26 protein-coding genes are annotated in these 25958 nt (G+C 51.5%); 7 read left to right on the forward strand and 19 right to left on the reverse strand.

Annotated elements, in window-relative coordinates; genetic code table 11:
• The first annotated feature begins 163 nt into the window (after positions 1–163).
• Positions 164–388 (forward strand): DUF2594 family protein, encoded by a 225-nt coding sequence (locus tag ACMGGM_RS04760; RefSeq protein WP_014832453.1) that lies wholly within the window; start codon positions 164–166, stop codon positions 386–388.
• 66 nt (positions 389–454) lie between these two features.
• On the opposite strand, the gene sdiA is transcribed toward ACMGGM_RS04760, so the two are convergent.
• The 8 genes from sdiA to ACMGGM_RS04800 all read right to left on the reverse strand — a co-directional run bounded on the left by sdiA (position 455) and on the right by ACMGGM_RS04800 (position 7573).
• Positions 455–1177 carry a transcriptional regulator SdiA gene (gene sdiA / locus ACMGGM_RS04765; RefSeq protein ID WP_014884378.1) on the reverse strand — a complete coding sequence of 241 codons (723 nt, stop codon included), beginning with the start codon at positions 1175–1177 and terminating at the stop codon, positions 455–457.
• A 221-nt stretch (positions 1178–1398) separates the two neighbouring features.
• On the reverse strand, positions 1399–2151 hold the full coding sequence (tcyN, locus tag ACMGGM_RS04770) for an L-cystine ABC transporter ATP-binding protein TcyN (protein WP_014884379.1): 753 nt from the start codon (positions 2149–2151) through the stop codon (positions 1399–1401).
• Positions 2148–2816 carry a cystine ABC transporter permease gene (tcyL, locus tag ACMGGM_RS04775; RefSeq protein WP_014884380.1) on the reverse strand — a complete coding sequence of 223 codons (669 nt, stop codon included), beginning with the start codon at positions 2814–2816 and terminating at the stop codon, positions 2148–2150. Before tcyL ends, tcyN begins: the two co-directional genes overlap by 4 nt.
• 21 nt (positions 2817–2837) lie before the next feature.
• Entirely contained in the window at positions 2838–3824 is a 987-nt protein-coding gene (gene dcyD, locus ACMGGM_RS04780; protein WP_050862769.1) for a D-cysteine desulfhydrase, read from the reverse strand.
• A 107-nt stretch (positions 3825–3931) separates the two neighbouring features.
• Positions 3932–4732: a cystine ABC transporter substrate-binding protein gene (gene tcyJ / locus ACMGGM_RS04785; protein ID WP_014884382.1), complete on the reverse strand. Its 801-nt coding sequence runs from the start codon at positions 4730–4732 to the stop codon at positions 3932–3934.
• A gap of 86 nt (positions 4733–4818) precedes the next feature.
• Entirely contained in the window at positions 4819–5370 is a 552-nt protein-coding gene (fliZ, locus tag ACMGGM_RS04790; protein WP_014884383.1) for a flagella biosynthesis regulatory protein FliZ, read from the reverse strand.
• A 54-nt stretch (positions 5371–5424) separates the two neighbouring features.
• Entirely contained in the window at positions 5425–6144 is a 720-nt protein-coding gene (locus ACMGGM_RS04795) for an RNA polymerase sigma factor FliA (protein ID WP_014170714.1), read from the reverse strand.
• Between the two features lie 163 nt (positions 6145–6307).
• On the reverse strand, positions 6308–7573 hold the full coding sequence (locus ACMGGM_RS04800) for a FliC/FljB family flagellin (protein WP_048997448.1): 1266 nt from the start codon (positions 7571–7573) through the stop codon (positions 6308–6310).
• Positions 7574–7842: 269 nt separating this feature from the next.
• On the opposite strand from ACMGGM_RS04800, the gene fliD reads away from it, so the two are divergent.
• The 4 genes from fliD (at position 7843) to amyA (ending at position 11652) form a co-directional block, all read left to right on the forward strand.
• Positions 7843–9255 carry a flagellar filament capping protein FliD gene (gene fliD, locus ACMGGM_RS04805; protein WP_063943302.1) on the forward strand — a complete coding sequence of 471 codons (1413 nt, stop codon included), beginning with the start codon at positions 7843–7845 and terminating at the stop codon, positions 9253–9255.
• Between the two features lie 30 nt (positions 9256–9285).
• Positions 9286–9696 (forward strand): flagellar export chaperone FliS, encoded by a 411-nt coding sequence (gene fliS, locus ACMGGM_RS04810; RefSeq protein ID WP_014884387.1) that lies wholly within the window; start codon positions 9286–9288, stop codon positions 9694–9696.
• A complete protein-coding gene (fliT, locus tag ACMGGM_RS04815; RefSeq protein ID WP_014884388.1) occupies positions 9696–10067 on the forward strand; it encodes a flagella biosynthesis regulatory protein FliT in 372 nt (123 codons plus the stop codon). The genes fliS and fliT overlap by 1 nt, the downstream gene beginning before the upstream one ends.
• Before the next feature lie 97 nt (positions 10068–10164).
• Positions 10165–11652 (forward strand): alpha-amylase, encoded by a 1488-nt coding sequence (amyA, locus tag ACMGGM_RS04820; RefSeq protein WP_063943305.1) that lies wholly within the window; start codon positions 10165–10167, stop codon positions 11650–11652.
• 93 nt (positions 11653–11745) lie between these two features.
• On the opposite strand, the gene yedD is transcribed toward amyA, so the two are convergent.
• Complete coding sequence (gene yedD, locus ACMGGM_RS04825) at positions 11746–12159, reverse strand: lipoprotein YedD (RefSeq protein ID WP_045135351.1); 414 nt, start codon at positions 12157–12159, stop codon at positions 11746–11748.
• Positions 12160–12551: 392 nt separating this feature from the next.
• Here yedD and ACMGGM_RS04830 point away from each other — a divergent pair, with 392 nt between their 5' ends.
• A complete protein-coding gene (locus ACMGGM_RS04830; RefSeq protein WP_414149123.1) occupies positions 12552–13223 on the forward strand; it encodes an SOS response-associated peptidase in 672 nt (223 codons plus the stop codon).
• A gap of 14 nt (positions 13224–13237) precedes the next feature.
• Here ACMGGM_RS04830 and ACMGGM_RS04835 read toward each other — a convergent pair whose 3' ends face one another.
• From ACMGGM_RS04835 to ACMGGM_RS04845, 3 genes are all read right to left on the reverse strand, one after another.
• The gene (locus ACMGGM_RS04835) at positions 13238–13645 is read right to left on the reverse strand and encodes a hypothetical protein (protein ID WP_414149124.1); all 408 of its coding nucleotides are present in this window, start codon (positions 13643–13645) and stop codon (positions 13238–13240) included.
• Between the two features lie 68 nt (positions 13646–13713).
• On the reverse strand, positions 13714–14982 hold the full coding sequence (locus tag ACMGGM_RS04840) for a Y-family DNA polymerase (protein WP_414149125.1): 1269 nt from the start codon (positions 14980–14982) through the stop codon (positions 13714–13716).
• Between the two features lie 2 nt (positions 14983–14984).
• Complete coding sequence (locus ACMGGM_RS04845; RefSeq protein WP_047361778.1) at positions 14985–15404, reverse strand: translesion error-prone DNA polymerase V autoproteolytic subunit; 420 nt, start codon at positions 15402–15404, stop codon at positions 14985–14987.
• Positions 15405–15625: 221 nt separating this feature from the next.
• Between ACMGGM_RS04845 and ACMGGM_RS04850 the strand changes: the two genes are divergently transcribed.
• Positions 15626–15775 (forward strand): hypothetical protein, encoded by a 150-nt coding sequence (locus ACMGGM_RS04850; protein WP_155404408.1) that lies wholly within the window; start codon positions 15626–15628, stop codon positions 15773–15775.
• Positions 15776–16255: 480 nt separating this feature from the next.
• Here ACMGGM_RS04850 and ACMGGM_RS04855 read toward each other — a convergent pair whose 3' ends face one another.
• The 7 genes from ACMGGM_RS04855 to ACMGGM_RS04885 form a co-directional block, all read right to left on the reverse strand.
• Complete coding sequence (locus tag ACMGGM_RS04855; RefSeq protein WP_014883983.1) at positions 16256–17467, reverse strand: acyltransferase family protein; 1212 nt, start codon at positions 17465–17467, stop codon at positions 16256–16258.
• Between the two features lie 104 nt (positions 17468–17571).
• Positions 17572–19728, reverse strand: a complete 2157-nt coding sequence (locus ACMGGM_RS04860) for a hypothetical protein (protein WP_414149126.1) — start codon at positions 19726–19728, stop codon at positions 17572–17574.
• A gap of 59 nt (positions 19729–19787) precedes the next feature.
• Positions 19788–22265 (reverse strand): host specificity factor TipJ family phage tail protein, encoded by a 2478-nt coding sequence (locus ACMGGM_RS04865; protein ID WP_414149127.1) that lies wholly within the window; start codon positions 22263–22265, stop codon positions 19788–19790.
• Entirely contained in the window at positions 22252–22668 is a 417-nt protein-coding gene (locus tag ACMGGM_RS04870; RefSeq protein ID WP_333086449.1) for an NlpC/P60 family protein, read from the reverse strand. Before ACMGGM_RS04870 ends, ACMGGM_RS04865 begins: the two co-directional genes overlap by 14 nt.
• A complete protein-coding gene (locus ACMGGM_RS04875; RefSeq protein WP_058685234.1) occupies positions 22631–23101 on the reverse strand; it encodes a hypothetical protein in 471 nt (156 codons plus the stop codon). Before ACMGGM_RS04875 ends, ACMGGM_RS04870 begins: the two co-directional genes overlap by 38 nt.
• Positions 23101–23598 (reverse strand): hypothetical protein, encoded by a 498-nt coding sequence (locus ACMGGM_RS04880; RefSeq protein ID WP_333086451.1) that lies wholly within the window; start codon positions 23596–23598, stop codon positions 23101–23103. Before ACMGGM_RS04880 ends, ACMGGM_RS04875 begins: the two co-directional genes overlap by 1 nt.
• Entirely contained in the window at positions 23598–25931 is a 2334-nt protein-coding gene (locus ACMGGM_RS04885; protein WP_333086504.1) for a tape measure protein, read from the reverse strand. The genes ACMGGM_RS04880 and ACMGGM_RS04885 overlap by 1 nt, the downstream gene beginning before the upstream one ends.
• Between the last annotated feature and the right edge of the window lie 27 nt (positions 25932–25958).

A 25958-nucleotide genomic window follows, 5' to 3' on the forward strand; every position in this document is an offset into this window, starting at 1 on the left:
ATACCAGGGCATCAGTCTACCGCCTGGCGGAGTTTACGCAAATAAACAGCACAGTAAAAGTACGAAAAACAACCGCTGCATTTTTTGCTACAGCTTGTGGTATACTCCGCCGCCTTGACTTTCGTCGTCGCGCTTTAGCGCCGTTTAATAATGAGGAAAATAAATGAGCACACCTGAATTTGCCACTGCGGAGAATAACCAGGAACTGGCACAGGAAGTAAACTGCCTGAAAGCACTGCTGACGCTGATGCTGCAGGCGATGGGCCAGGCTGATGCTGGTCGTGTGATCATTAAAATGGAAAAGCAAATCGCGCAGATGGAAGACCAGGCGGAATCGGCTGTATTTGCAAACACCGTTAAGCAAATTAAACAAGCGTACCGCCAGTAACAAAAAACGGCTGGATGCACTGCATTCAGCCGTCCGCTCGTCTGTCACGCAGAACGTACTCTCTAATCAGATCAGTCCCGTTGCCGCCGCGTAACAAGCAATCTGGGTTTTGTTGGGTGCATTGAATTTTTTCTGCATATTCTTCTGATGGAAGTTAACCGTATTCTCTGAAATGGAGAGAATGATCGCTATTTCCGCTGACGTCTTCCCTTCCGCAGTCCATTTCAGAATTTCCCGCTCACGCTTGCTGAATTTCATCTCTGGCGGCATCACCATCCCATCTTCAAAACGCAACAGCGTGGTTAATGCCATTTGCACCAGCATTTGCAACCGTAGTTCTATTTCTTCCTGTCTGTACGGCACATCCTGCACACTCGTACGGGAAACCGAGAGGAAACCGAGCGCGTGATTAGGCAGCATCAGACACTGCGTTATTCCCGTGCGTAAACCGTGATCCTGTGCGTTATGCCATAACTCCTGTGCATCCGCGAATAATGCGTCCGTCCAGGGAAGATGACCCTGAATGAAATTCTCCGGCTTTAAAACCGGATCAATCGCGAAATAGTTCGCGGATTGATATTGCGCCATCCACTGCTTTGGATAAGTGGTTTGCAGCGAGACCTTGGGTCGCGTAAATGGCACGGGATGGCGCACGCAGAGCGCGTAATAATCGAATTCAAGCGCCTGCGTTTGTCGCTGAAGTTCCTGATATACCTCGTCGGCACAGGTCAATTCCTGAAACCGGAGGAAGCAATCCCGTCGCCAGGTGAAAAAGTCTGAATCCTTCATACTTACTAAAAGAAGCCTCTGAAAAGATAATCATTATTATGGTGAATATAACCTAACACATAAAACTTATTTCTAACCACAAAATATCGGCAATAGCACAATTAACTTTACTATTGATAAGGCTTATCTGCGTCGGGTGGAATAAAAAAGCAGACGCCCGGGGCAACAGGGAGAATAATTTGCTCCAGAAAAGATTTCCGGAGCAAATAAGGACAAAAATGCTACTGCATGAGGAATTTTTCAAGGAACTGGCGGGTTCGCGGCTGTTGAGGATCCGCAAATAAACTTTTCGCCGGCCCCTGCTCCACAATCCGCCCCTGATCCATGAAAATGGCCCTGTCCGCCACGTCACGAGCAAAGCTCATTTCATGGGTCACGATGACCATCGTGCGCTTTTCCTGTGCCAGCTGGCGAATGGTATTCAGCACTTCGCCCACCAGCTCGGGGTCGAGCGCGGAGGTCGGTTCATCAAACAGGATCACGTCAGGGCGCATCGCCAGCGCACGCGCTATCGCCACGCGCTGCTGCTGGCCTCCTGACAGGCGGCGCGGATAGCTGGTCTCTTTACCTGCCAGCCCAACTTTAGCGAGCAGCTCGCGGGCACGCGCCGTCGCGTCCTCTTTTGGCTCACCTTTTACGATGACCGGCCCTTCAATAATGTTTTCCAGTACCGTGCGGTGCGGAAAAAGATTGAAGTTCTGGAACACAAAGCCCACATGCTGACGCAGACGGCGAATCAATCCTTTCTGCTGGCTAATGGATTTACCGGTATCAATCGTAATCTCCCCGACCCGGATGGTGCCCCCTTCCGGCTGTTCAAGCAGGTTAATACTGCGCAGCAGCGTCGTTTTTCCCGACCCGCTCGGCCCGATAATCGCCACCACTTCGCCCTGCTCCACTTCCAGATCGATCCCGTGGAGCACCGTTTGACCATGGAATTTTTTCACCAGGTTTTTAACGTCGATAGCACTCATTTTGGATCACGCTCCTGGCGGTTAAGCTGGTTTTCAAAATAGTTTTGCAGAGCAGACAACACCGTTGCCATCACCCAGTAAATCAGCGAGGCAGCCAGATACATGGTGAAGACTTCAAGGGTGCGCGAGGTAATAAGCTGCGCCTGACGGAACAATTCAGGCACCTGAATCGTTGCGGCCAGCGAGGTATCTTTGACCAGGCTGATGAAGCTGTTGCTCAGCGGCGGAAGCGCCACACGCGCAGCCTGCGGCAAAATAGCGCGACGCAATGTTTGCCACGGCGTCATCCCGATACTGGCCGCCGCTTCCCACTGACCTTTATCAATGGACGAGATTGCCGCGCGCAGGGTTTCAGAGGTATAGGCCGCCGTATTGAGCGACAGGCCAATCATCGCCGCCGGGATCGGATCCAGCTCGATACCGAATTGCGGTAAACCGTAGTAGATCATAAAGAGCTGAGCAATGAGTGGCGTACCGCGAAACACGGAGATATAGAAGCGCGCCAGCCAGCGTACCGGCAGAATGGGCGACATACGCATTAAGGCCAGCACGAAGCCCAGCACGAGGCCGAAGAACATCCCGCCAATACTCAGCTGGAGCGTAAATACCGCACCTTTCAGCAGATACGGCAGGGAATCAATAACCAGTTGTATACTTTCTTGCATTATTATTTTTCGACCTGATTTTTAGACATGAGGATGATAAGCAAACAGCGCGGGCGCCCCGCCGGTGTGCACAAATAAAATCGGCCCTTCATCCTTAAAGCGTTTCTGCGTAATGCCATCTATAAGCCCGGCCATCGCCTTACCCGTATAAACCGGATCAAGCAGTATACCCTCAAGGCGCGCCAGCAGTTTAACCGCCTCCATCCCCTCTTCATTAGGCGTGCCGTAGCCCGGCGCAAAATAGTCATCCCAGAGCAGAATATCGGCTTTTGCCTTAAGCGCCAGCTGCTCTGCCACCGCCTGCTGTAACGTGAATACTTTCGGCTTCTGATCCGCAACGCTGCGGGACACCGTCACGCCTATCAGTTCCACCTCGGGCATCAGCTGCTCCAGCCCCACCGCAAGCCCAGCGTGCGTGCCCGCACTGCCAGACGCGACAACCACGGAGGAGAGGCTCACCGCCCCCTCACACTGCTGCGCGATCTCCAGCGCACTTTCCACATAACCCAGCGCGCCCAGCGCATTCGAACCGCCGACAGGGATAACATAAGGACGGAAACCCTGCGCTTCGAGGCGCGTAGCCAGTTCGTCGAGCTGGGCAGTCGGGTCGGTCAACGCATCGACCATCTCCACCTGCACATTAAACAGATCCAGCAGCAGACGATTACCGTTGGTGAGATAATTTTCTGCCCGCGTGCCAATCGGGTTTTCCAGCAGTGCCACGCAATGGAGACCAAGCTTCGCCGCGACTGCCGCCGTCTGACGAACGTGGTTGGACTGGATTGCCCCGGCGGTGATGAGCGTGTCTGCCCCTTCACGCAGTGCATCCGCGGCCAGAAACTCCAGCTTACGCAGCTTGTTGCCCCCCATCGCCATCGGCGTCACGTCATCGCGCTTAATGAAAATATCGCGTCCTACGTAATCAGAAAATCGCGGCAGATACTCCAGCGGAGTCGGCGCGCCGATAAACTCCAGGCGGGGAAAGCGCGTTAAATTCTGTAGTGACATGGGTTCTCCGGTAACTCAGACAAAATGTGATATTTTTCATTATGCACGCAGACGCGTAAGAAATAAAAAAGGCGCTTTTAAAAGCGCCTTTTTTTCACGTCAAAGACTTATTTGGTGACGTCTGCGCCGAACCACTTCTCGGAGAGCGCCTTCAGGCTGCCGTCTTTTTGCATATCAGCAATCGCAGCGTCGATCGCTTTCACCAGGTCTTCGTTACCTTTACGGACCGCAACACCGGATTCCTGACGAGAGAACGCATCACCGGCAACCGCCAGGGTGTTGTTGGTTTTCTTCACCAGATCCAGCGCGGCCAGGCGGTCAACCAGAATGGCGTCAATACGGCCTACGCGCAGATCCTGGTATTTCGTCGGGTCATCATCATAGGTACGGATGTCCACGCCCTGAACGTTCTGGCGCAGCCACTCTTCGTAGTTCGTGCCCAGGCCGACACCCACTTTTTTGCCTTTCAGGTCGGCCGCGGTTTTGATGGTGCCTTCGTTACCTTTCTTCACCAGCGCCTGAATACCGGACACGGTGTACGGCGTGGAGAAGTCATACTTCTTCTTACGCTCGTCAGAAATGGTCACCTGGTTAATCACCACGTCAATGCGTTTGGAATCCAGCGATGCCAGCATACCGTCCCATTTGGTCGGTTTCAGGGAGGCTTTCACGCCGAGGTGTTTTGCCAGTTCTTCGGCAAATTCCACTTCAAAACCGGTCAGTTTGCCGTCGTCGCCCTGGAAGCTGAACGGAGGATAGGTTCCTTCCAGCCCAACCAGCAGCGTTCCGCGCTCTTTTACTTTGTTCAGCAGATTTTCTGCAGCGAACGTTTTCACGCTCATACCCGCAACCAGCGCCACGGCCATAACGCCCATCAACGCCTGACGACCCAGAAGTGCTAATTTCATAAATACCCCGATAGCGTAGAATTTTTACGTAGTGTAGAGAAATCGCCTGCGACGTCAAAGGCGACTGCGCTACATCTTATTCTTTTTTAATATATATCAGAAGTTGTTCCGGCGTGGCCTTTCTGCTTCATCGCACCCGGCATTTGTACCTTATATTGCGCATACTTGCGCAGCGCAATACGGTAGTTGTTGGTGCTGGTGGCAGGCAGCCACGGCTCCAGATTCTCATCCAGATAACCGGTTTTTAGCAGATCGCGAGAGATGTTGTTAACGGTCAGATGCTGTCCAAGGCGGCGCAGGCGAACCACATATTCGCGCACGGTGCCGTGGCTCATCTCCGTTTGTTCAAACAGGAATTGTTTGAAGCCGATAATGTCGAAGAAGTCGCTTTGCTCTTTGCAGTGGAGATCGCCACAGAAACGGCAAAGCGCCACCCACTCTTTCTGCTCTTCGAGCCACGCCGCTTCGTCCATCAACGTGTCGAGGCGAGAGATCGCGATTTTATTCACGATCTCGCCACGGCGAACCAGCGTGATACGATCGAGTAGTTTCTTACAGTGGGCGCAATGCGTCTGGCTGTGTTTAAAGTCTTTCAGGTAGCGGCTTAAAGGCCGTCTTTTTGATTGCTGCACCGTCATGATAACTCCTGGTTGTCAATACGTTGTGCGGCATTTTTCGGGTGAAAAAATCACCTATAACTTACCCAGCTTGGTTCGTAAGCGTTTAATGGCCTGGCTGTGCAACTGGCTAACCCGAGACTCCCCCACCTCCAGAACAGCGCCAATCTCTTTGAGATTAAGCTCTTCCTGGTAATAAAGGGTCAACACCAGCTGTTCGCGTTCAGGCAGCGCTTCAATCGCTTCCATTACGCGCTGGCGTAAATTCCCTTCCATTAAATGGTGTAACGGGTTTTCCTGCTGGTGCTCATCCGTCACCAGCTCGATGCTATCGCCATGCTCTTCGCGCCACTCGTCATAAGAGAAGAGTTGGCTATTATTGGTATCGAGCAACATCTGACGATACTCTTCAACAGCAATGCCAAGACGTTCCGCCACTTCGGTTTCCGTTGCGTTGCGTCCCAGTTCCTGTTCCAGCTGCCCCATCGCATGCGCCACTTCGCGGGCGTTGCGGCGAACACTTCGCGGCACCCAGTCACGGCTGCGCAGTTCGTCCAGCATCGCACCACGAATACGCTGAACTGCGTAAGTCGTAAATGCCGTTCCTTGCAGAGCGTCGTATCGGTCAACTGCATTCAATAACCCGATACCGCCCGCCTGTAGCAGATCGTCAAGTTCCACGCTCGCCGGCAAGCGCACCTGGAGGCGCAATGCTTCGTGACGCACCAGCGGGACATAACGCTGCCACAGCGAGTGTTTATCCATTACACCTTCAGCGGTATAGAGTGAATTCACGATAAACAGCCCTGCGTTAATTGAGTTATCGGCATGATTATCCGATTCTGCAGGGGTTTCAATTGGGTGAATAGTGGGTGAAATGAGGGGTTATTTGGGGGGTTATGCGAATAGCGCTAAATAAAAAACCCCGCCGAAGCGGGGTTTGAGCATTATCAGGCGATTAGCCCTGCAGCAGAGACAGAACCTGCTGAGGAACCTGGTTAGCTTTGGACAGCACGGAGTTACCGGCCTGCTGGATGATCTGCGCTTTAGACATATTGGACACTTCGGTCGCATAGTCGGCGTCCTGAATACGGGACTGCGCTTCAGACAGGTTGGTGGTGGTGTTGTTCAGGTTGGTTACCGCAGAACTCAGACGGTTCTGTACCGCACCCAGAGAAGAACGGAATTTATCAACAGACGCGATAGCTTTGTCCAGCAGAGCCAGTGGATCTGCAGTAGACACGCCTTTGAACTCGCCAGCTGCGTTCAGGGTAACAGTCTGCGCGTTGTTCAGCGTACCGCCTGCGCCGCCATCAGCGATAGCAGTTGCAGTCAGGGAGTAGTTTTTACCCTGAACTTCAGCATAACCTGCAGCCGCGCCAGCAGCGTCTGCGCCAACTTTAACAGCAACACCAGTCAGTGTACCTGTACCACCGTTTGCATCGGTATAGGTGATGTCAGCGGTGTTCACTTTCACGCTGCCAGTTGCATCGTCAACAGACACAGCGTAGTTGTCAGAACCAGAAGAAACCACGTAGGTCGCAGTAGATGCGCCAGCTGGAGTCTGCACGTTGTGCAGAGTCAGGCTCTTCGCGTCCACACCCAGGGTGGTAGCAACTGCGCTCAGGTCAACATCTTTCAGAGAACCGCTCGCGCCAACCTGAGTGATAGAATCGCTCAGTTTCAGTGCGTTGTTAGAAACAGAGAAGCCGTTCAGACCCAGAGTAGAAGAATCGATCTGCTGCAGGTCGATGGAGATAGTCTGGCCGTCGTTCGCACCAACCTGAATCTTCATGGAACCGTCTTTAGCCAGTACGTTCACGCCGTTGAACTGGGTCTGACCCGATACGCGGTCGATTTCAGACAGACGGGATTTGATTTCGTCCTGGATTGAAGACAGGTCAGAATCAGAGTTAGTACCGGTGGTCGCCTGAACGGTCAGTTCACGAACACGCTGCAGGTTGTTGTTGATTTCAGACAGCGCGCCTTCAGTGGTCTGCGCCAGAGAGATACCGTCGTTAGCGTTACGTGCAGCCTGAGTCAGACCTTTGATGTTAGACGTGAAGCGGTTAGCGATAGCCTGGCCCGCAGCATCATCTTTAGCGCTGTTGATACGCAGACCAGAAGACAGACGCTCGATAGAAGAAGACAGAGCAGACTGGTTCTTGTTGATGTTGTTCTGAGTGATCAGCGAGAGGCTGTTGGTATTAATGACTTGTGCCATGATTTCGATTCCTGTTGTTCATCAAATCTGTTTGGTTAGATTTGGGTTTCCACCCTTCGGCTTCATCGCCGTCAAAGGTGTTATCGTCTGGTCCAAAACAACCTTTAGATTTTTTTTCAGGATCTCGATAATTTTTTTAGCCACGGAAATACTCTTCTCTATTACCGTTATTCCCGCCATTAAAAAAAAGAAATTAACCGTAAACTTTCCCCCATTAAGGCCGATAACCCCACTATTCGTTCTACGTGTCGATAGATTAAGGAATAAATATGGCAAGTATTTCATCATTGGGGATTGGTTCGGGTCTTCAGTTAGCAGACATTCTGGATAGTCTGACCAAGGCCGAAAAAGAGCAGCTAACACCGATTTCCAAACAACAGTCATCTTATACCGCCAAGCTTAGCGCTTACGGCACGTTGAAGAGTTCACTGGAAGCGTTTCAGACCGCCAACACCGCGCTGAATAAAGCCGACTTGTTTACGGCCACCAGCACGGCGAGCAGCACCACGGCATTCAGCGCCACCACCTCCGGCAGCGCGATTGCGGGGAAATACACCATTAGCGTGTCGCAGCTGGCGCAGGCGCAAACGCTGACCACCAAAAATACCCAGGCGGATACTAAAACCGCTATCGCCACGACAGATAGCAAAATTACCTTTACCGCAGGCAACGGTAAAAAACCGGTGACGGTAGATATCAGCGCGGCCAACTCCTCGCTGACCGGCATTCGTGATGCCATTAACAAAGCGGATGCCGGTGTCACCGCCAGTATTATTAACGTCGGTAATGGTCAGTATCGTCTGTCCATCACCTCTACCGAAACCGGGGCGGACAACGCGGTCAGCATCAGCGTGAGCGGCGACAGCGCTCTGCAATCCTTTATGGGTTATAACGGCACCAGCACCGACGCCAGCAACGGGATGACGGAAAGCGTCACCGCGCAGAACGCGAAGCTGAAGGTGAACAACGTAGATATCGAAAACAGCAGCAATACCATCAGCGATGCGCTGGAAGATATCACCCTGAACCTGAACGATGTCACCACCGGCAACCAGACGCTGACGATCACCAAAGATACGTCTAAAGCGGAAACGGCAATGAAAGCCTGGGTGGATGCCTACAACACCCTTCAGGACAGCTTTGCAACATTAACCAAATATACGGCGGTGGATGCAGGTACAGATGCACAGGATGCCAGCAACGGTGCCCTGCTCGGTGACAGCACGCTGCGTACGATCCAGACCCAGCTGAAAACCATGCTGAGCAACACCGTAGGCGGCACCACCTATAAGACGCTGTCGTCACTGGGCATTACCTCAGACCCAAGCTCAGGCAAACTGGAGCTGGACAGCACGAAGGTGAAAAAAGCGCTAACTGATAACCCGACCGCCGTAAAAGATCTGGTTGTGGGCGACGGTAAAGCCACCGGTATCACCACCACCATGGCCACCAATCTGACTGACTGGCTCTCCAGCAAAGGGATTATCCAGGCGGCAAAAGATGGGGTCAGCAAAACGCTGAACAAGCTGACGGATCAATACAACTCAGTCAGCGATCGTATTGATGCTCGTGTGGCACAGTATAAAGCTCAGTTTACCCAGCTGGACGTACTGATGACCTCATTGAACAACACCAGTAGCTACCTGACGCAGCAGTTTGAAAATACGTCCAGCAACAAGTAGTAAACGCTAATCAGACCCGAGGGGGATAACATGTACGGCGCAAAAGGTACACAAGCCTACGCAAAAATAGAGGTTGAAAGCGCGGTAATGAGCGCCAGCCAGCAACAGCTGGTTATCATGCTATTTGATGGAGCCCTCAGCGCGCTGGTTCGCGCGCGTCTGTTCCTGCAAGACGGCAATATCCCGGCAAAGGGACTCGCGATTTCGAAAGCGATCAACATTATCGAGAACGGTCTGAAGGTCGGCCTGGTGGAAAGTAATGGTGATGAGCTCACACAAAACCTGATCGCCCTTTATGCCTATATGGTTCGTCGCCTCCTGCACGCCAATGTGAATAACGACGCCAGCGCCATCGAAGAGGTGGAAACATTGCTGCGCAATATCGCTGACGGGTGGAAGGAGGTTGCCGGTACCCCACAACTGATGCAGGACGCCGTCTAATGAGTAATGCACCGCAGCTCTATACCCTTTATCAGCAACTCCTTGAGCAGAGCCAGTTGATGTTGCGACTGGCCCGGCAGGGGCTATGGGATGATCTGATCATCTGTGAAACCGACTATGTTAATGCGGTGCACTCACTGGCTCGTCTCACTCAGGAAAGTGAACCTTCGATGCAGATTCAGGAGCAGCTTCGCCCGACGCTGCGGGTGATCCTGGACAACGAAGGCCAGGTAAAAACATTGCTGCAAGCCAGAATGGATGAGCTGGCGAAGCTGGTTGGGCAATCCTCCATCCAGAAAACCGTTCTCTCCACCTACGGTAATCAAGGCGGCCATGTCCTGGTTCCGCAAAGTAATAGCGATATCAGTTAGCCATTTTACTGGCGTACAAGCATTAACCGTTTCGTACGCCAGCATTTCTGCCAAACCTGCGCCATACTTGAGTCTCGCGACCTCATGGAGATGGTGCATGCGCAACCCAACACTTTTACAATGTTTTCACTGGTATTACCCTGCTGGCGGTGAATTGTGGCGCGAAGTCACGGCGTTAGCCCCTAATCTTAATGAAATCGGCATCAATATGATCTGGCTTCCCCCCGCGTATAAAGGTGCGTCCGGCGGGTATTCGGTTGGCTATGACTCATATGATCTGTTCGATCTCGGCGAATTTGACCAGAAAGGCAGTATCGCCACGAAATACGGTGACAAAGCGCAGCTGCTGGAGGCCATTGAGGCGCTGAAAAGCAATGATATCGCCGTGCTGCTGGACGTCGTGGTGAACCACAAGATGGGGGCAGACGAGAAAGAACCTGTCCGCGTTCAGCGCGTGAACGAGCAAGACCGCACGCAAATTGATGATGAAATCATTGAGTGTGAAGCCTGGACCCGCTATACCTTCCCTGCCCGTGCCGGGCAATATTCCCAATTCGTCTGGGATTACAAATGCTTCAGCGGCGTGGACCATATTGAAAACCCGGATGAAAACGGCATCTTTAAAATCGTCAACGACTACACTGGCGAAGGCTGGAACGATCAGGTTGATGATGAGATGGGTAACTTCGATTATCTGATGGGCGAGAATATTGATTTTCGCAATCACGCGGTCACCGAAGAGATCAAATACTGGGCCCGCTGGGTCATGGAACAGACGGGCTGCAACGGTTTTCGTCTGGATGCCGTCAAGCATATTCCCGCCTGGTTTTATAAAGAGTGGATTGAGCACGTCCAGGACGTCGCTGACCAGCCGCTGTTTATTGTGGCGGAATACTGGTCCCATGAGGTGGATAAGCTGCAGGCCTATATTGACCAGGTCGACGGTAAAACCATGCTCTTTGATGCTCCCCTGCAGATGAAATTCCACGAAGCGTCTCGTCAGGGACGGGATTATGACATGAGCCAGATTTTCACCGGTACGCTGGTGGAGGCGGATCCGTTCCATGCGGTCACTCTCGTCGCTAACCACGACACCCAACCTTTGCAGGCGCTGGAAGCACCGGTAGAAGCCTGGTTTAAACCGCTGGCGTATGCGTTGATCCTGCTGCGGGAAAACGGCGTGCCGAGCGTGTTTTATCCGGATCTCTTCGGGGCGAGCTATGACGATACGGGTGGAGATGGCGAGACCTACCACATCGACATGCCGGTCATTGAGCAGCTTCATGAACTGATCCTCGCCCGGCAGCGTTTTGCCCACGGCGTGCAGACCCTGTTTTTTGACCATCCTAACTGCATCGCCTTCAGCCGCAGCGGTACGGAAGACGATCCCGGCTGTGTGGTAGTGATGTCGAACGGCGACGACGGCGAGAAAGTGATTTGTCTTGGGGAAAATTACGGCGACAAAACGTGGCGTGATTTCCTCGGCAATCGCGAAGAAACGGTCACCACCGCGGCAGATGGCGAAGGCACCTTTACCTGTAATGGAGGGAGTGTCAGCGTTTGGGTAATAGAAGATGCGCTGTAGAAACAATGCCGGGTGGCGCTGACGCTTACCCGGCTTACGGGACGGTACTTTTGTAGGCCGGGCCAGGCGAAGCCGCCACCCGGCAACAAACGGCTACGGTAGTTTACTCTCCAGCGGGTTTTTGCTCAGGTAATCAGCACATTCCACCGTTGGGCGGTCAACCTTCTGCAGCTCCATCCCGTCATACTCAAGCGTCGCGCCATCGCGCTCCAGCGGATAGATATCCAGCTTGCGGGTAACGTTGTAGTAGCTGTCTGAACGCAGCATGATTTTACCCGGCACGGCAATCACGCGCTGCCACTGGCGGCAGTCCAGCGTATCGCCCTCTTCGGTCACCACCAGCGTGGCAATCGCTTCAGGACTGACCAGGCTACTCTGCGGTCCTTTTGACTGCCAGTATCCCGCCAGATGCGCCGGGACAGGATGCTTGATCACATCCTGATAGTTATCGACCTGTACGCACCCGGTCAGTGCCAGCAGCGCGCCAGCAATTGCTATTTTTTTCATCATCTTTCCTGCTTTCGAAGAAAAAAATATTGTGGCATTAAAGCGCTGCGGCTGCCAGCGAAGATAAAAGGCTTAAACCTGCATCCCCATCACATGAGCATACATTTTTCATAATCGACAAAGATCGTCCAAGAGCGCACCAAATAACAGATGGTTAGAGTCGTCGAAAACGTCAGTCGTCTAAGTTCACCTTAGAGCGAGTGCTGTTTTATGTCCCACCCATGCCCCACCGCCAAACTTTGCGTAGCTCCTTCCAGTTTCACGAAGCCCCGCTTTACCGCCTCGCTGACTTCCATCATGATGCCCCTGCTTCAAAATCATAAAGTTTCGGTGCGCACCTGTTTTTTCTCCCTGCCCTATACTTTCAGTCTGACATCAGGCTGGAGGTTTCTATGTGTGGACGTTTTGCACAAGCCCAAACCCGTGAAGAATACCTGGCTTACCTGGCCGACGAAGGCGATCGAGACATTGCATATGATCCTGAGCCAATTGGACGATACAACGTTGCTCCCGGTACCAAAGTTCTGCTGCTGAGCGAACGCGACGAGCATCTGCACCTCGATCCTGTGCTCTGGGGCTATGCCCCAGGATGGTGGGATAAAGCACCACTGATAAACGCCCGCGTTGAGACTGCGGCTACCAGCAGAATGTTCAAGCCTCTATGGCAACATGGCCGGGCGATCTGTTTTGCGGATGGGTGGTTTGAGTGGAAGAAGGAAGGCGACAAAAAACAGCCCTACTTCATTCACCGCGCTGACGGCCAGCCCATATTCATGGCAGCGATCGGCAGCACGCCGTTCGAGCGTGGTGATGAAGCTGAAGGTTTTCTGATTTTGACATCAGCAGCTGACAAAGGCCTGGTCGATATACATGACCGCCGACCGCTGGTTCTGTCGCCAGAAGCTGCAAGGGAATGGATGCGTCAGGACGTAGGCGGGAAAGAAGTTGAGGAAATAATTGCCGACGGCACAGTGGCCGCCGACAAGTTTATCTGGCACGCAGTGTCGCGTGCCGTTGGTAATCCAAAAAATCAGGGTGCTGAATTGATTGATAATATTCAGTGATATCCTGACAGATATTACCAGAGTTTTACGCTTCCATCTGGCTGCTTACCACCCACTGGAGACATGTCGTACACCTTATTTACACATTTTTGGATGCCGTCTTTAAGATGCTTTACCATTTTCTTGTCTGAATTATTCTGACCAAAATAATTCACAGTGGTAACGTTATTTTTCTTGTAAATTTCAGCTTCGCCATATTGCCCGGCGGAATAATTAATTTTATAACCCCAGAATTCTTCTTTATAGCGAGCTTTGATGAAAGGGTCGTAATCTGCAAAGACATCAGCAATGCATAATGCAACGCTTTTTGCATCGCTCTTAGTCGAATATACAGCGTCAGGAGTGCCATGTTTTGGAGGCTCTTGGATAATTGCACACCCAGATAAGGTAAGAACTGCTAATGCGAGAATAGGTTTTAACATATCAATTCCATTTAAGTATTTATAAGTGCATGAATAAGATACTTTATTTTAACAATAATGTCCTGCATTTATTTAACAATTAATAAATCCTGGAAGCGGGTCGTATACCGCGGCGAAAGCATTTCTCGCTTCATCTGCCACTGCTGCTGCACGCCCTGGCCTGCAAAATAGAGCGTGCCTTTTCCACCCTTGGCATTGAGCTGGTCGAGTACCTGCATCAGCTGCGCGCTGTCCTCGCGCGGTGCGTTCTCGTCGAACAGGTTCAGCTGAGCAACTCCCTGGCTGAAGAAGTCGCCGAGCATGATCCCAGCTTTCTGGTACCGGTGTCCATCCTCCCAGATAACATCCAGGCATCGGGTAGCGGCGTTGATGATATCGCGACTATCCTGCGTCGGAGTCAGCAGCTTCACGGATGCGCTGTTGCCGTAATACCGCTCGTTCAGTGCAAACGGAGACGTCTTCACGAACGCAGATATGTACCGGCAATACTGATGCTCACCGCGTAGCTTCTCGGCGCCGCGCGCGGCATAGCTGCAGATTGCCTGGCGCATCTGTTCGTATTCGGTCACGCGTTCGCCGAATGACCGGCTGCAGACGATTTCCTGCTTTGCCGGTGCAAACTCTTCCAGATCAAGACATGGCTCGCCGCGCAACTCACGGACCGTTCGCTCGAGTACCACGTTAAAGTGCTTCCTAATAATCCATGTGCTTTGTTCTGAGAGGTCCAGAGCCGTTTTAATGCCCATAGCGTTGAGCTTCTTACTGATGCGCCTGCCGACGCCCCACACATCCTCAACGGGTACCAGGGCAAGGAGTCGGCGCTGGCGATCGATATTGGACAGGTCCACTACCCCGCCCGTCTGGCGCTGCCATTTTTTGGCGGCGTGGTTTGCCAGCTTGGCGAGTGTTTTTGTCTGGGCAATGCCAACACCAACTGTAAGGTGTGTCCGCTTCAGAACGGTAGCGCGAATTTCTTTGCCGAACTCTGTAAGGTCCCGGCAGTTGCGAACGCCAGTCAGGTCGCAAAAAGCTTCATCGATACTGTAGATTTCGACGCGAGGGCTCATTTCCTCCAGCGTCGTCATTACCCGGTTCGACATGTCAGCGTAAAGCTCGTAATTGCTACTGAAGCAAACAACTCCAGCGCGCCGGAATAGGTCCTTTTGCTTGAAGAATGGCTCCCCCATTGTAATTCCAGCGGCTTTGGCCTCGGCGCTGCGTGCGATTACACAGCCATCGTTATTCGAGAGAACGACAACTGGGCGCCCTCTCAGATCTGGCCTGAACACCGTCTCGCATGATGCGTAGAACGAATTCACATCACAGAGCGCAAACATATTCAGCTCGCAGATTTAACGATGAAAGTCACGACGCCGAACACGTCGAGAGTGTCCTCGCTACCGACAATAATCGGCGAGTAAGCGCTGTTCATGGGAATCAGTTGAACGGTTGGGCGTAACTGCAGACGCTTAACAGTGAACTCTCCATCTACCGCGGCGATTACGATATCTCCATGCTCAGCTGTGCGCGAGCTATCTACCACCAGCAGATCGCCGTCGCTGATCCCGGCCTCAATCATTGAGTCGCCGGCCGCCTTAACGAAATACGTCGAACTGGGATGGGACACTAGCAACTCATTGAGATCGATGCGCTGCTCAACGTAATCAGCAGCCGGGCTGGGGAACCCGCATTGCACCAAATCGCTGAACAGCGGGATAGCAATAATTTCGCGTAATTCTGCCGGTCTGAAGAACTCCATGATGCATACCTCTGATACTGTTTTTATATACAGTAGTTTTAACCGAGATACTGATCAAGATGGCCGTTTGTTCCTGAGTGGCTACTTCCTGGCCGCTTCGTTTCTAACCCTGTAACGCTATTGGTTTTTTGGTATTTGTAAATTTCCGGAGAAAAAGTGCTGATTGCTCACTTTGAATACTACATGAAGGGATTTTCGTCTGTGTACACCCGGTGAATGGTATGGGTAACTACACCAACCAGGCGAACGTCATCCAGCGCATCTCCTTCGATGGCTTCGCCATCATCCGTGATAAGCGCGCTACCCGCCCAATAGGCGTGCTGCTGGCGGCCGCAAAACCAGATCAGCAATGTATCTCCGCGATTGAATGACAATGCTTTATCAATGACATCAAAGCCTTCCTGCGTTTCAACGATACTTGCAGAAGGAGGAAGGGATGGCTCTGCGACCGCTACAAAGAGGGCGCAAATATCTACTGTTCCTGGCATGTTCACCTCACAACAACTGTTCATATATACAGTATTATTCTTTGATGATGAAGGTCAATCGAAGCGAGTGAACGGTTTTATAAGTAGATGGAGATGCAAGAAATTCAATTATGTAAACCCGCCGAATCAGGTTGTTATCTGATTGCGATTAGAAAATCTTTCATAGGTCTACGCCGTACACTGCAAGCCATGCCGCGCGAGGCCAAGATTGTTCTTTTGGATACCGAGGCTATTATGGCGCAGAGGTTGGAGTCAGAAAGTAGATGTTAAAGAGCACCTGCTGGCGTGATTAGACATCACGCCGGTGCTCAAAGATAGGGTTGCAGTCGAAAAAGCAACGTTATTATGGGTTACTCGGTTTGACTAATAAGTGGTCTCGCTCACCAAATCTGACTTTTTTGTTTTATTTGATAGATTTCTTCCAAACGAAATTCCTTTAACCTCAACAAAGTGATAAGACACTACGCTGAAGGCTACTGCAAAAAGAACAGCAAGTGCTGATGGTGCTAAATACTCATGGTTATTAATTAATATTTTATTGAACAAAAAATAGAAAACACCATGAGACAAGTACAAAGAATAGCTAATTGCCCCCATCCATCGAAACACTTTTAAATTAAGAATTCCAAAGACAGAAGCACCATTAGACATAGATACAAATGCAATAAACAACCCAAGGCATGGGAATAATGAATATACATCCATCCCAATGTAAATACAATATAATGAAATAGAGAACCCAAAAGCAGAAACTAGACTATTTTTAAGGTAAGATCTAATAATCATGCTAAACCTTAAAGTTAGCGCCGCCAATCCACCAAAGATAAAGCTTAACAATATCCCGCCATTTATTCCCTCAAAAAAACCAATGATCATCAGAAATGACACCATCACCGCTGACAATACAAGTGCTACTGTGGCTGTTTTAATTTTTGAAAACTGACAAATCAAAGGATATAGAAAATAAAATTTCCATTCCACACCTAAAGTCCAAAACACTCCTGCCACAATTAGATAATTATCAATATGACTAGATATAGTATATGGTTTTGCCAGTCCAAATAATAGCCAAGAAAAAACAGCAGAAATATAGTCACTGTAACTTTGGTAGATTCTTGCGCCAGTTAATATGGCGACCGCGAATACAAAAATAACGACAAATATATATGCAGGAACTATTCTAAAAAAACGACCAATGTAAAATTTCTTGAAATCTATTTGCCCATCACACTTGACTGCTTTGTCAACAAAAAGAAATCCTGTAATCATGAAAAATATGATTACTCCTACACCACCAAAAGATGCAATGATATTTATGAGAGGTTGAGGGATATCTGTTAACCCCGCATGTAACGGAGCCCATCGTGCATTATAAGTAAGGTTATATGAATAGAAGCTATGATGAATCACCACCAACGCGGCCGCAACCCCCCTTAAAGGCTCTATTTTATCAAAAATTCCTGGATTGGTATTCAGGGATTTTTTAATAGACGAAGTACTTAGAGCATAAGCAATTAGCATTGCACATGCTGGTGAAAAAATAATCAAAAACAAATCAGTAGGTGTAATCGCCATGACACAAACCTTAAAATTTTTTACAGAATGATATAGGAAATCCCTCAAAAATCCACTGATCAGTTATTTTTTATGGCGATAGGGCACTTCCTTGTGCTCTTTAGTCAAATCGTGCTGGTATATGTAGCCCCAGAGAAAAGGTTTTTCCATACCTTAGTTTGCACCAATACTCTTCCAGCCCCACAGGAAAGAGTGACATTCAGGTTATGTACGCTTGCACCATCAACGGATGTGAGAAGATCAACGTTACATGGGATATTGTGAACGCCTGGCGTTGTTTTAATTACACCGCCAGAGTTTGACCCTATTGTGTTATAACCGGTTTCAATACTGCCAGAAAGCGTGATAGATCCTCCGCTTGCGAAGAATGCAGTTTGAGCACCGCTATCATTAATGCGACGGCAGTTAGACATCCTAATGGTCAGTGTTGATGCAGTTGTCTGGGCGATCCGTCCATCACCATCGCAGGTATAGTTAACTAAGTTAAGCTCTGTGCTACCAGTCATTGCCGATGTAATGTGGTTCCACCCGCGCTGACCACGCAGTTGATATACATTGACCCAGTTAGATCGCGTCACAGTACAACCTGCAATCAATCTCGCGACCTGTCCATTGTTTGTGCTTACAAAATTGCACACTACGTCTTCAATGTTCAAATTCGTAATTGTTCCACGATTTACAACAACCGCCGCGTTTGCATTATCAGGGAAAATAATATTTCCATTTTTTACGGTCAAATTGTCAACAGCAGTAGTTGTGTTATTAACACCAAACGCAATAATTGCACTCCTCGGCAACCCATCAAGAATCGCATTATGTATTACAGAACCGAAGCTACCAGCAAATCTGACCGTTTCAAGAGTTAAATTTGTAGAGTAAACATTCTTAATATGAATTTCGTCAATCTCAATACTGTAACCTGATGCACCAAAACCTCTGTCATCAATTTCTACAGTGCTGTACGCAGCCCCTGGGATTGCATAGATGTCCTCTATAGTAATGTTTTTAACCATCGTTTTCGTCAGGTTAGTATCACCCCATATGCGAAAAACAGAGTGCAGGGTGTCACCGTAGATACCTGAAACACGGAAGCGGACAAAATTACCCGTGCCATCACCCGTCATTTTCACAGCGCATAACGAGCTTTCGCAAAATAATCCGGCAACATCAATATTTGAAAAGTCCCCTGGTTCGCTAATGTTATAGTTAGCATAATCTCCGATAGTGAATGCCAACATATCATCGCCAGTTTTACCCTTAAGGTTACGAATGTAGGCATGGCGGATTGGTGGCTGGCAGTGTAGGCCGTCGCTGATAGTATCAAAATTAAGACCATCAGCCGTGAGATAGGTGATGTTACATATCAGCCAAGCATATTTGTTGGCATTAATAACTTTAATACCGCCACCAATTCTTAGGCTGCCTATTCCTTTAAGGATTGACGCCATAGATCCAAGGCCGACAACAGTCTGGTTTGCGCCATTATAGTCGATTGTGCCTGGCCCCCAAATTTCTATGAACGAGTCATTTGTAGCCGAATTTGCGTATGCGTAATTCTTAAATACCGGTACGTTTGAAGCGTTAGCAAGCTTGATTGTTACGCCTGGGCCAATCCACAAGCTGGTTCCGCTTCTAAGTACCCATGTTCTATCAGTGATATATGTACCCGGCTTCTCGAAACGAATATCCCCGCCCGCAGCAAACATAGCATCCAGACCTGAGCCAATGATGTTTGTAGTGCTTGGTTCAATACCATACATCTGAGGGGTGCGGTATTGAATGGCAGAACCGACTGTACCAGCTGGATAGACAGATCCTACCGACAATCCAACCAACCCGGCACCACTTGTAGCCGCCAGCGCAGCACGCAGAGAAGCATCCCCTACTCCGATCCACGCTCCAGGCGCAATACCACCAGTGCTGGCTGGTGTTGAATTGACCGGAACAACTTTCGGGCCTGAAGCAAACGAACCAGTCCATTTGTAATATTCGCCGTCGGCAGTGTTCAGCAGCACCTCATTTGGGTTGTTGATAGTCGCGCCGGTGGTGAAGGTCTTCCCGGTAATAATCACGTAACCATAGGCGGCCATGGCCTGCTGGGACAGATAGTTAATGCCTTCAATGGTGTAGTGTTTCACGCCTAAGCGATCAGTGTAGGTCCATCCCATCGAAGTGACGAACTCGTCAATTTTCCCTGCGTTGAACTTAAGGTCGCGAGGAGATTCACTTGGTACTGCGTCTTGAGTTGGTTGCGTAGCCATATTTATTCCATAAAAAAAACCCGGCGCGATGGCCGGGTTCGGTTGGTCGGGGATGGTTCTTATTGATAGATGGCGTCGCTGTATTCCGCGACTGTCAGAGATACCGTGTTATCGGTGTTCGGTTTGATGCTGTTAACCGTCCATAGCTGACTGTCCAGCTCCTCCACTGTCGCGATGAGATAGCGTGACGGGAGCTGCACAGTGTCTCCGTTCCATATGTTGAGCTGAATGCTGGGTATTGCTGCGGTGAATCCGTATTTCGTGTCGCTGCGGGCTGTCGCCGAATAGCGCAGCGTGGGATTACCCAGGCTGTCGGTCACCAGCACATACATCGAACCAGTAAACGTGATCGGCTCGCTGGTATCGAAGTTATTCCCGGAACGACCGGTGATGTAACCCTGCTGCTGGTTGCTGTCGTAGATGTCTGGCATCTGGATAACACTACCGACCTGGATAATGCCGTCTTCAAACACTTTTGCGTTCATCTTCACGCGTGAGTAAATCAGGCGTTTAGTTTCGCGCAGCGCGCGCTCCCGCGCCTGGTACTCGTTGCGAAAGCCGACAATCTCAAGCTTGTTCGGGTTCTCAGCTTCCTGCTCGACGATAGAGCCATTCAGGACCCGGTAGTTGATGTACGTCTTGTTGTTCGTGGTTGGGTGAACGTATGACACCTGGACGCCGTCGTAGCCGCCAGGAAGAGTAGCCTCGTACGTCATTTTGTACTCGTCCGTCTTCATGTTGGCCCGGTTGAATACGGCCGCCGGGTAATCAACCTTCTGATCACGGGTAAACGTCAGCACGCCATCGTCCCAGTACGCCACCACTGAAGCCGCATTGCAGATCGCCTGGACACGGTCGCCCAGCGAGTCATTCTCATCGTCAAACGTGTAGTCAAAGTAACCAAGGCGCTCATCAGGCAAGCTTTCAGCAATCGAGTACAGCCCATAGAGGTCAATGCTGTTTACCGGCTGTTCACCCATAATCAGCCATGTGTGCGCCACCGCATCAGCGAACGAGCGCGACGGACGCAGCGTGTAATCAACCGTCTGCGTGTCCAGGTCGTATGTGATGGTATGGCGCGTCACCAGCGCGTTATATTTGCGCTCACGGCTGCCCAGGGCATTCTCTGTCGCCCGGACTTTTACGCGCACCAGCGTGTCTGTCGGGTGAACGACGTTCGTACGGATGTTGATGCTGTGGATCTCTTCGACCTTCAGCAGGGAAGCGTCGCCGGAGTTATCCGTGCGCTGGAAGCTGACCGCGTATTTCCCGAATCCGCCTGTCGGCGTGATTTTGTCGGTGCGGTAGAAGACCTCACTCGTCGACTGGTGCGGCGTCGTCTGCCGGTACGTGAACGTCTGCTGCGTGCCAGGCACCTGGTTGTAGTCATCGTCAATTTTCCAGATGACCACTTTCCAGTTGGTCTCTTTCTTCCCGCCGAGGCTGGACTGGGTATGCAGCCACAATTGCGTTGACTCGACCGGGGAGAAGAACGGGCCGACCACCAGCGCCTCGTTATCGTTGAGGATGAACTTCGTGGTGTTGATCGTGGCATTCGCCGGAATGTCCTGCGGACCCTCCAACTGGTTCATCGTGAACGTGTACCAGCGCACCGGGTTAACCACGGCTCCGTCGTTTGTTTCAACGGCAGAGATCAGCGTACCGGAGAATGTCGCATCAGTAGTAACGTTGCCGGAGGCGGTGCTGTACGTCACGTTGATGGTGAAGGTAACCGAGTGCGGCAGAACCAGCCCCATGAAGTAATCGAACTCGGCCTGCTTCACGATTTTCATCGCTATCTGGCCGCCGGAGTACGTACCGCTGACCACGGTTGTTGCAGTAGCGCTCTCTACCGGAAAATCACTGGCCTCGTTCTGCCCTGGAACCTCTTGCCCGTCAACGTCATCAAAGCCATATCCCTCGACGATCTGGGGGATGACAACACCAGGCGGATAGAACTGGAATTCTGCACCAGCCAGAGAGCCAAGGCTTGATTCTGAGTAGCGCACGGACTCGTAATCGTATTTACCGATCCCGATACACATCCACTCAGTAACGTACTTCAGGCCGCCGTCTGTAGATGTCTGGTGTACGTATTCGAAAACCGACTCCTGAATCAGATCCGGGAACGAACGAATCTGCCCGTAAATGTCCGGCTTGGCCTTGTAAACGCGCGCGGTGTTTGTCTGACCAGTCAGACTATTGTTCGGTGAGTCGACGGAATTACCACCGCTGTTCGCGATTGCCGGCTTCGGTGCCAGGAACGAAAACACCTGACCAACCACTTTGAAGATCGGGCTGAGGATGTCGCCGACAATACCCTTCGGCTGGTCGAAAATCTGGATATGGTCCAGCTCGCTCAGTTCAAACACCAGCTCATCGTCATCGCCCAGTTTTACGCCATTGCGGACAATCAGCAGATCGCGGTGAAAGGTAGCGTCATTGGCCGCCAGCCAGTCATAAAAAAGGGTGCCGTTTGGCACCCTGTAGCGTTCTTTTGGCGTTCCCGGGAAACGCTGGAGTTCAATCAACGCCATACGAAAAATACTCCACCTTTGAAAATGCCCGCTGAATGACCAGCAACGAGTCCATGCGTACGCTTCCGTTCTCGCCGCGCGAGTGCAGCGCCTGACGGTTAAGCACCAGGCCAACATGCGCAGGTTGCGCGCCGCGGTACCCGACGAATATCCCGCCCTCGACCGGCTTATCGACCTGGCGCCAGAAAACAACATCACCCTGATAGCAGGTGAAGAAGTCCTCACCGGCTTCGTAGTCCGGTGTCTGGTGCAGTTCAATTCCGAGAACGTGCCGGTAATACAATACGCACAAGCCCCAGCAGTCGACTTTCTCGAACGAACAGGCCCGGTTAGCCCACGGCACGCCGATCACCTTCCGAACAAAATCAGAGGTACTGAAGTCCTGTATATTCGACTGGATCATAAAGGCGACCGATATTGTTGTTCAGAGGGTTTGTGACAGAAAGGGTTACCGATGCGGCATCAGCGTCTATGTCCACCGTCTTTACGTATAACTGCCAGGACTTAATCGGCACCGACACATCGCCGCTGTCGAAGATCTGCCTTGTTGCCGTGATAGCCGTCAACCTAGCAGCCCCCTTCCACTGCTTCATCAGCGCTTTGATATCCGACGACAGCCGCCCAAGCTTCACCGTCGCGTCGATAACCGGAGTACCGCTCTGCTGGCTCTCTTCGATTTCAAAACGCGCGGGCGTGTACGTCTGGCCGCCAAGCGTCTTCGGGAAGAACTGCTTGTCGACCAGGCGAACATAGCCAAAGGATGGATGGTAGAACGTGATGGTGTCGTACAGACCGCGCGTCGGGCGCTGCTGCTTATATTCCCTGAAGCTTGGCATTACGGCACCCTCGGTAGTGATTCCGGATCGCGTCCCTCCGGATAACCCGTGACAACAATATCCAGCCACGAATCCCACGGCGGCGGCAGCTCAACAATGATGTCGTCAAACTCATCGTCGGCGTTGTAGAGGTGGTTCGCAATAACGGTACCCGTCCAGGTCACCACCCCGCCGTCGATACTGGTTTGCACCGGCATCTGCGTGAAGTGAAGCTCCTGCAGCTGCAGGCCACTGCCGCCCAGATTGATATTCATCCTGAACCAGTTAAGACCCCGGTTGAGATAGTTCGGGCTGCGCAGCCATTGCTGGAACGCGCGCTCCTGGTCCAGAGTGAAGATCCATGTCAGTGACCAAGTTGCTTTCAGGTCGTCAGTAAGGCTCTGGAAGATAGCCGGCCCGACCGCTGGCTGATCGGTCTGGAACCCGGTATCTAGGGTCATGTTTTTGCTGGCCTTCTGCGCCAGTGGCAGCCAGTCGGGATAGTCGATAATTGGCATCAGCCCTGCCCCCTTGGCGTGCGCTTAACGTTCAAATTGCTGGTAATGGCTTGGCTTGCTGGTCCACCATTATTCATGTCAGCGATGAATGCATCGATGGTCCATGTACCGTCACTGCCTTGCGTAGCCTGAGTATCGACCGACGCTGAAGAGTAATTGTTGATATTCAAAATCACCCCGCCACCGCCCCCAGCAGTCATCTCCTTGTTGCTGATCACCCTGCCATTGTCGCCCGGTATCATGTACTGCTTACCGGTACTGGCCTGGTAAATCTCCGGCATGCCACCTTCGCCGACCTGGTACATACCGCCAGCCGTCACCGGTCCGCCGTTCTTACGTTTACCGAGAAGGTTAGCGCCAATAACGCCCGCAACCGCGCCGAGACCAATCGCCGCCGCCGTACCCATCGAGGCAATGGATGACAGGATAGCCGCCGGGGTCCACGCCGCAGCAGTCGTTGCCGCCGCAGCTGTGCTGGTAGCAGTCTGTGTTGCCACTGCTGCCGTCTGCACAGCCGTAACCGTGCCGATAGCCGCCGTTTGTGCCGCCTGACCCATGATGGCTGACTTAACCCACTCAATTCCCATCTGGACGAATGAGTTAACCACGCTGTTCAGGACCGTCATGCCTATACTGCGCATTGCGTCGCTGGCAGACATGCTTCCTGTTATGATTCCTGTCAGCGCGTTACTGGCTACAGAACCGAGAGAGTCGAAAGCCGCCGCCGCTGCCTGTGTGGCCGCGTTCTGCTGTGCCCACTCTTCCCACATCGCCTCGTTACGCTGATCCCGGTATTGCTGTTCGATAGCAGCGCGCGCCGCCTCAGCCTCACCTATCTTCTGCGGGTAAAGCTGGGCATATTGCTGGATATCAGCAATGTCTTTCTGGTACTGGCTATCCAGCCCGGCGGTTTTACTGGTTTTTCCCTGAATGGCGCTGAACTTATTGGAAGCCTCTGTGCGCTCCCGTTCAGCCTTTGCCTGCTCACGCAGTGCGTTGGCATTATCCCAGGCTTTCCCGGCAAGTTGCCCGGCAAGTATGAGTTGATCCTGCGTGGCGGTATTACCGAGAGACTGCTGTGCATTAAGGACAGCCTGCGCTCGCGATAACTCACCAACACTCCCAGCTGACATCTCGGCCTTCTGCCGCAACTCATCCAATTTTTGGTTAACAGTCTCCTGTACTTTAGCGTACTGCTCCGCCTCTTTCTGGGCCTCTGATTTACCGCCTTTCGCTTTGCTGCCAGTAGCCGTGCCAGTGGTTTTAATCTCGATCGGCTTTGTGTTAGCTGCAGTCTGCGAAGCTTTGGTTACAGCAGCGAGATCTCCAACCAGCATGGCAGCTTTATTGCTCAGCCCGGCCAGTGCTTTGTTTTGTGCCTCCCAGCCGTCTAGCCCAAGCCATGACCAGGTGCGCGCGCGCCGGGTAAACATCTCTGCCGTACTGTTAAGATCCGATATCTGAGCATCCGCTGATACTGCCTTCCCTACCAGCCGGTCAAGCGCAGCCGTCAGCGAGTCAATCACGGCGACCATGCCTTGACTTGCGCCGGTAGCCTGATTAACAGAGTCAATCATCGACAGGAATGAGTTAGTCAGTGCGGTATTTGCCTGGGAAAGAGTGCGCGGAAGCTTCTCGAACTCAGCATTAACCGATCCGGTTTGCTTCTGGATAGCGTTGAGAGCATCTTCTGCCGTCAGTTTCCCGTCCAGCATCAGCTGTCGAAGTTCTCCAATGCTTACACCCATCCCGGCGGCAATCTGGCGCGCCAGTTCTGGCATTTGCTCAAGGATGGAGTTAAATTCTTCAGCCCGTACAGTGCCTGATGAAATTGACTGACCGAACTGACGAAGAGCATTCGCCATTTCTTCGGAAGAGGATCCGCCGATACGCCCAATTTTTTGAAGAGTCTCGGTGAGCTGGATTATCTGGCCGTTAGTCGCGCCGGTATCGCGCAACGCCGTGCTGAGAGTCTCCCAGAGCTTTTCTGTATCCTGCAGCGAACCACCCGTTGCCGAACTGATACGCATCAGGCTCTGCATTGTCTGTGATGCCGCAGCGGCGCTGCCTGTCAGGCGTTCAATTCGCGCGTTAAGCTGACTCATGTTGTCAGCAGCAACGAGAAACGCCTTACCCCAGTCAACAATGAGTGACGCAGCAATAGCGCCGGCTACACGATTGATATTGGTCTGCAGCTCATCCATCTTTTTGGCTGCATTCGTCGCCGAGTTGCCGATTGAGTCGAGTGACTTATTGGCCTTTCCCTGCGCCTTCAGCAAGCCAGAAACATCGGCCTCGATGTCGTAATAAATCTCGCCTGCTTTTTCAGACATCAGTTTTCTCCGGGCATAAAAAAACCC

The sequence above is a fragment of the Enterobacter sp. BNK-14 genome (assembly GCF_047456095.1).
Lineage (GTDB): Bacteria > Pseudomonadota > Gammaproteobacteria > Enterobacterales > Enterobacteriaceae > Enterobacter > Enterobacter kobei.

What these genes read in the sequence shown, in the direction of transcription:
- tcyJ (WP_014884382.1), bottom strand. Translation starts at nt 4,732, where the DNA reads ATGAAATTAGCACTTCTGGGTCGTCAGGCGTTGATGGGCGTTATGGCC.
- ACMGGM_RS04885 (WP_333086504.1), bottom strand. Translation starts at nt 25,931, where the DNA reads ATGTCTGAAAAAGCAGGCGAGATTTATTACGACATCGAGGCCGATGTT.
- ACMGGM_RS04850 (WP_155404408.1), top strand. Translation starts at nt 15,626, where the DNA reads ATGGGTAACTACACCAACCAGGCGAACGTCATCCAGCGCATCTCCTTC.
- tcyN (WP_014884379.1), bottom strand. Translation starts at nt 2,151, where the DNA reads ATGAGTGCTATCGACGTTAAAAACCTGGTGAAAAAATTCCATGGTCAA.
- ACMGGM_RS04875 (WP_058685234.1), bottom strand. Translation starts at nt 23,101, where the DNA reads ATGCCAAGCTTCAGGGAATATAAGCAGCAGCGCCCGACGCGCGGTCTG.
- fliT (WP_014884388.1), top strand. Translation starts at nt 9,696, where the DNA reads ATGAGTAATGCACCGCAGCTCTATACCCTTTATCAGCAACTCCTTGAG.
- fliS (WP_014884387.1), top strand. Translation starts at nt 9,286, where the DNA reads ATGTACGGCGCAAAAGGTACACAAGCCTACGCAAAAATAGAGGTTGAA.
- ACMGGM_RS04860 (WP_414149126.1), bottom strand. Translation starts at nt 19,728, where the DNA reads ATGGCTACGCAACCAACTCAAGACGCAGTACCAAGTGAATCTCCTCGC.
- ACMGGM_RS04840 (WP_414149125.1), bottom strand. Translation starts at nt 14,982, where the DNA reads ATGTTTGCGCTCTGTGATGTGAATTCGTTCTACGCATCATGCGAGACG.
- dcyD (WP_050862769.1), bottom strand. Translation starts at nt 3,824, where the DNA reads ATGTCACTACAGAATTTAACGCGCTTTCCCCGCCTGGAGTTTATCGGC.
- ACMGGM_RS04855 (WP_014883983.1), bottom strand. Translation starts at nt 17,467, where the DNA reads ATGGCGATTACACCTACTGATTTGTTTTTGATTATTTTTTCACCAGCA.
- ACMGGM_RS04760 (WP_014832453.1), top strand. Translation starts at nt 164, where the DNA reads ATGAGCACACCTGAATTTGCCACTGCGGAGAATAACCAGGAACTGGCA.
- fliD (WP_063943302.1), top strand. Translation starts at nt 7,843, where the DNA reads ATGGCAAGTATTTCATCATTGGGGATTGGTTCGGGTCTTCAGTTAGCA.
- ACMGGM_RS04880 (WP_333086451.1), bottom strand. Translation starts at nt 23,598, where the DNA reads ATGCCAATTATCGACTATCCCGACTGGCTGCCACTGGCGCAGAAGGCC.
- yedD (WP_045135351.1), bottom strand. Translation starts at nt 12,159, where the DNA reads ATGAAAAAAATAGCAATTGCTGGCGCGCTGCTGGCACTGACCGGGTGC.
- amyA (WP_063943305.1), top strand. Translation starts at nt 10,165, where the DNA reads ATGCGCAACCCAACACTTTTACAATGTTTTCACTGGTATTACCCTGCT.
- ACMGGM_RS04830 (WP_414149123.1), top strand. Translation starts at nt 12,552, where the DNA reads ATGTGTGGACGTTTTGCACAAGCCCAAACCCGTGAAGAATACCTGGCT.
- ACMGGM_RS04800 (WP_048997448.1), bottom strand. Translation starts at nt 7,573, where the DNA reads ATGGCACAAGTCATTAATACCAACAGCCTCTCGCTGATCACTCAGAAC.
- ACMGGM_RS04865 (WP_414149127.1), bottom strand. Translation starts at nt 22,265, where the DNA reads ATGGCGTTGATTGAACTCCAGCGTTTCCCGGGAACGCCAAAAGAACGC.
- tcyL (WP_014884380.1), bottom strand. Translation starts at nt 2,816, where the DNA reads ATGCAAGAAAGTATACAACTGGTTATTGATTCCCTGCCGTATCTGCTG.
- ACMGGM_RS04835 (WP_414149124.1), bottom strand. Translation starts at nt 13,645, where the DNA reads ATGTTAAAACCTATTCTCGCATTAGCAGTTCTTACCTTATCTGGGTGT.
- ACMGGM_RS04870 (WP_333086449.1), bottom strand. Translation starts at nt 22,668, where the DNA reads ATGATCCAGTCGAATATACAGGACTTCAGTACCTCTGATTTTGTTCGG.
- ACMGGM_RS04845 (WP_047361778.1), bottom strand. Translation starts at nt 15,404, where the DNA reads ATGGAGTTCTTCAGACCGGCAGAATTACGCGAAATTATTGCTATCCCG.
- sdiA (WP_014884378.1), bottom strand. Translation starts at nt 1,177, where the DNA reads ATGAAGGATTCAGACTTTTTCACCTGGCGACGGGATTGCTTCCTCCGG.
- fliZ (WP_014884383.1), bottom strand. Translation starts at nt 5,370, where the DNA reads ATGACGGTGCAGCAATCAAAAAGACGGCCTTTAAGCCGCTACCTGAAA.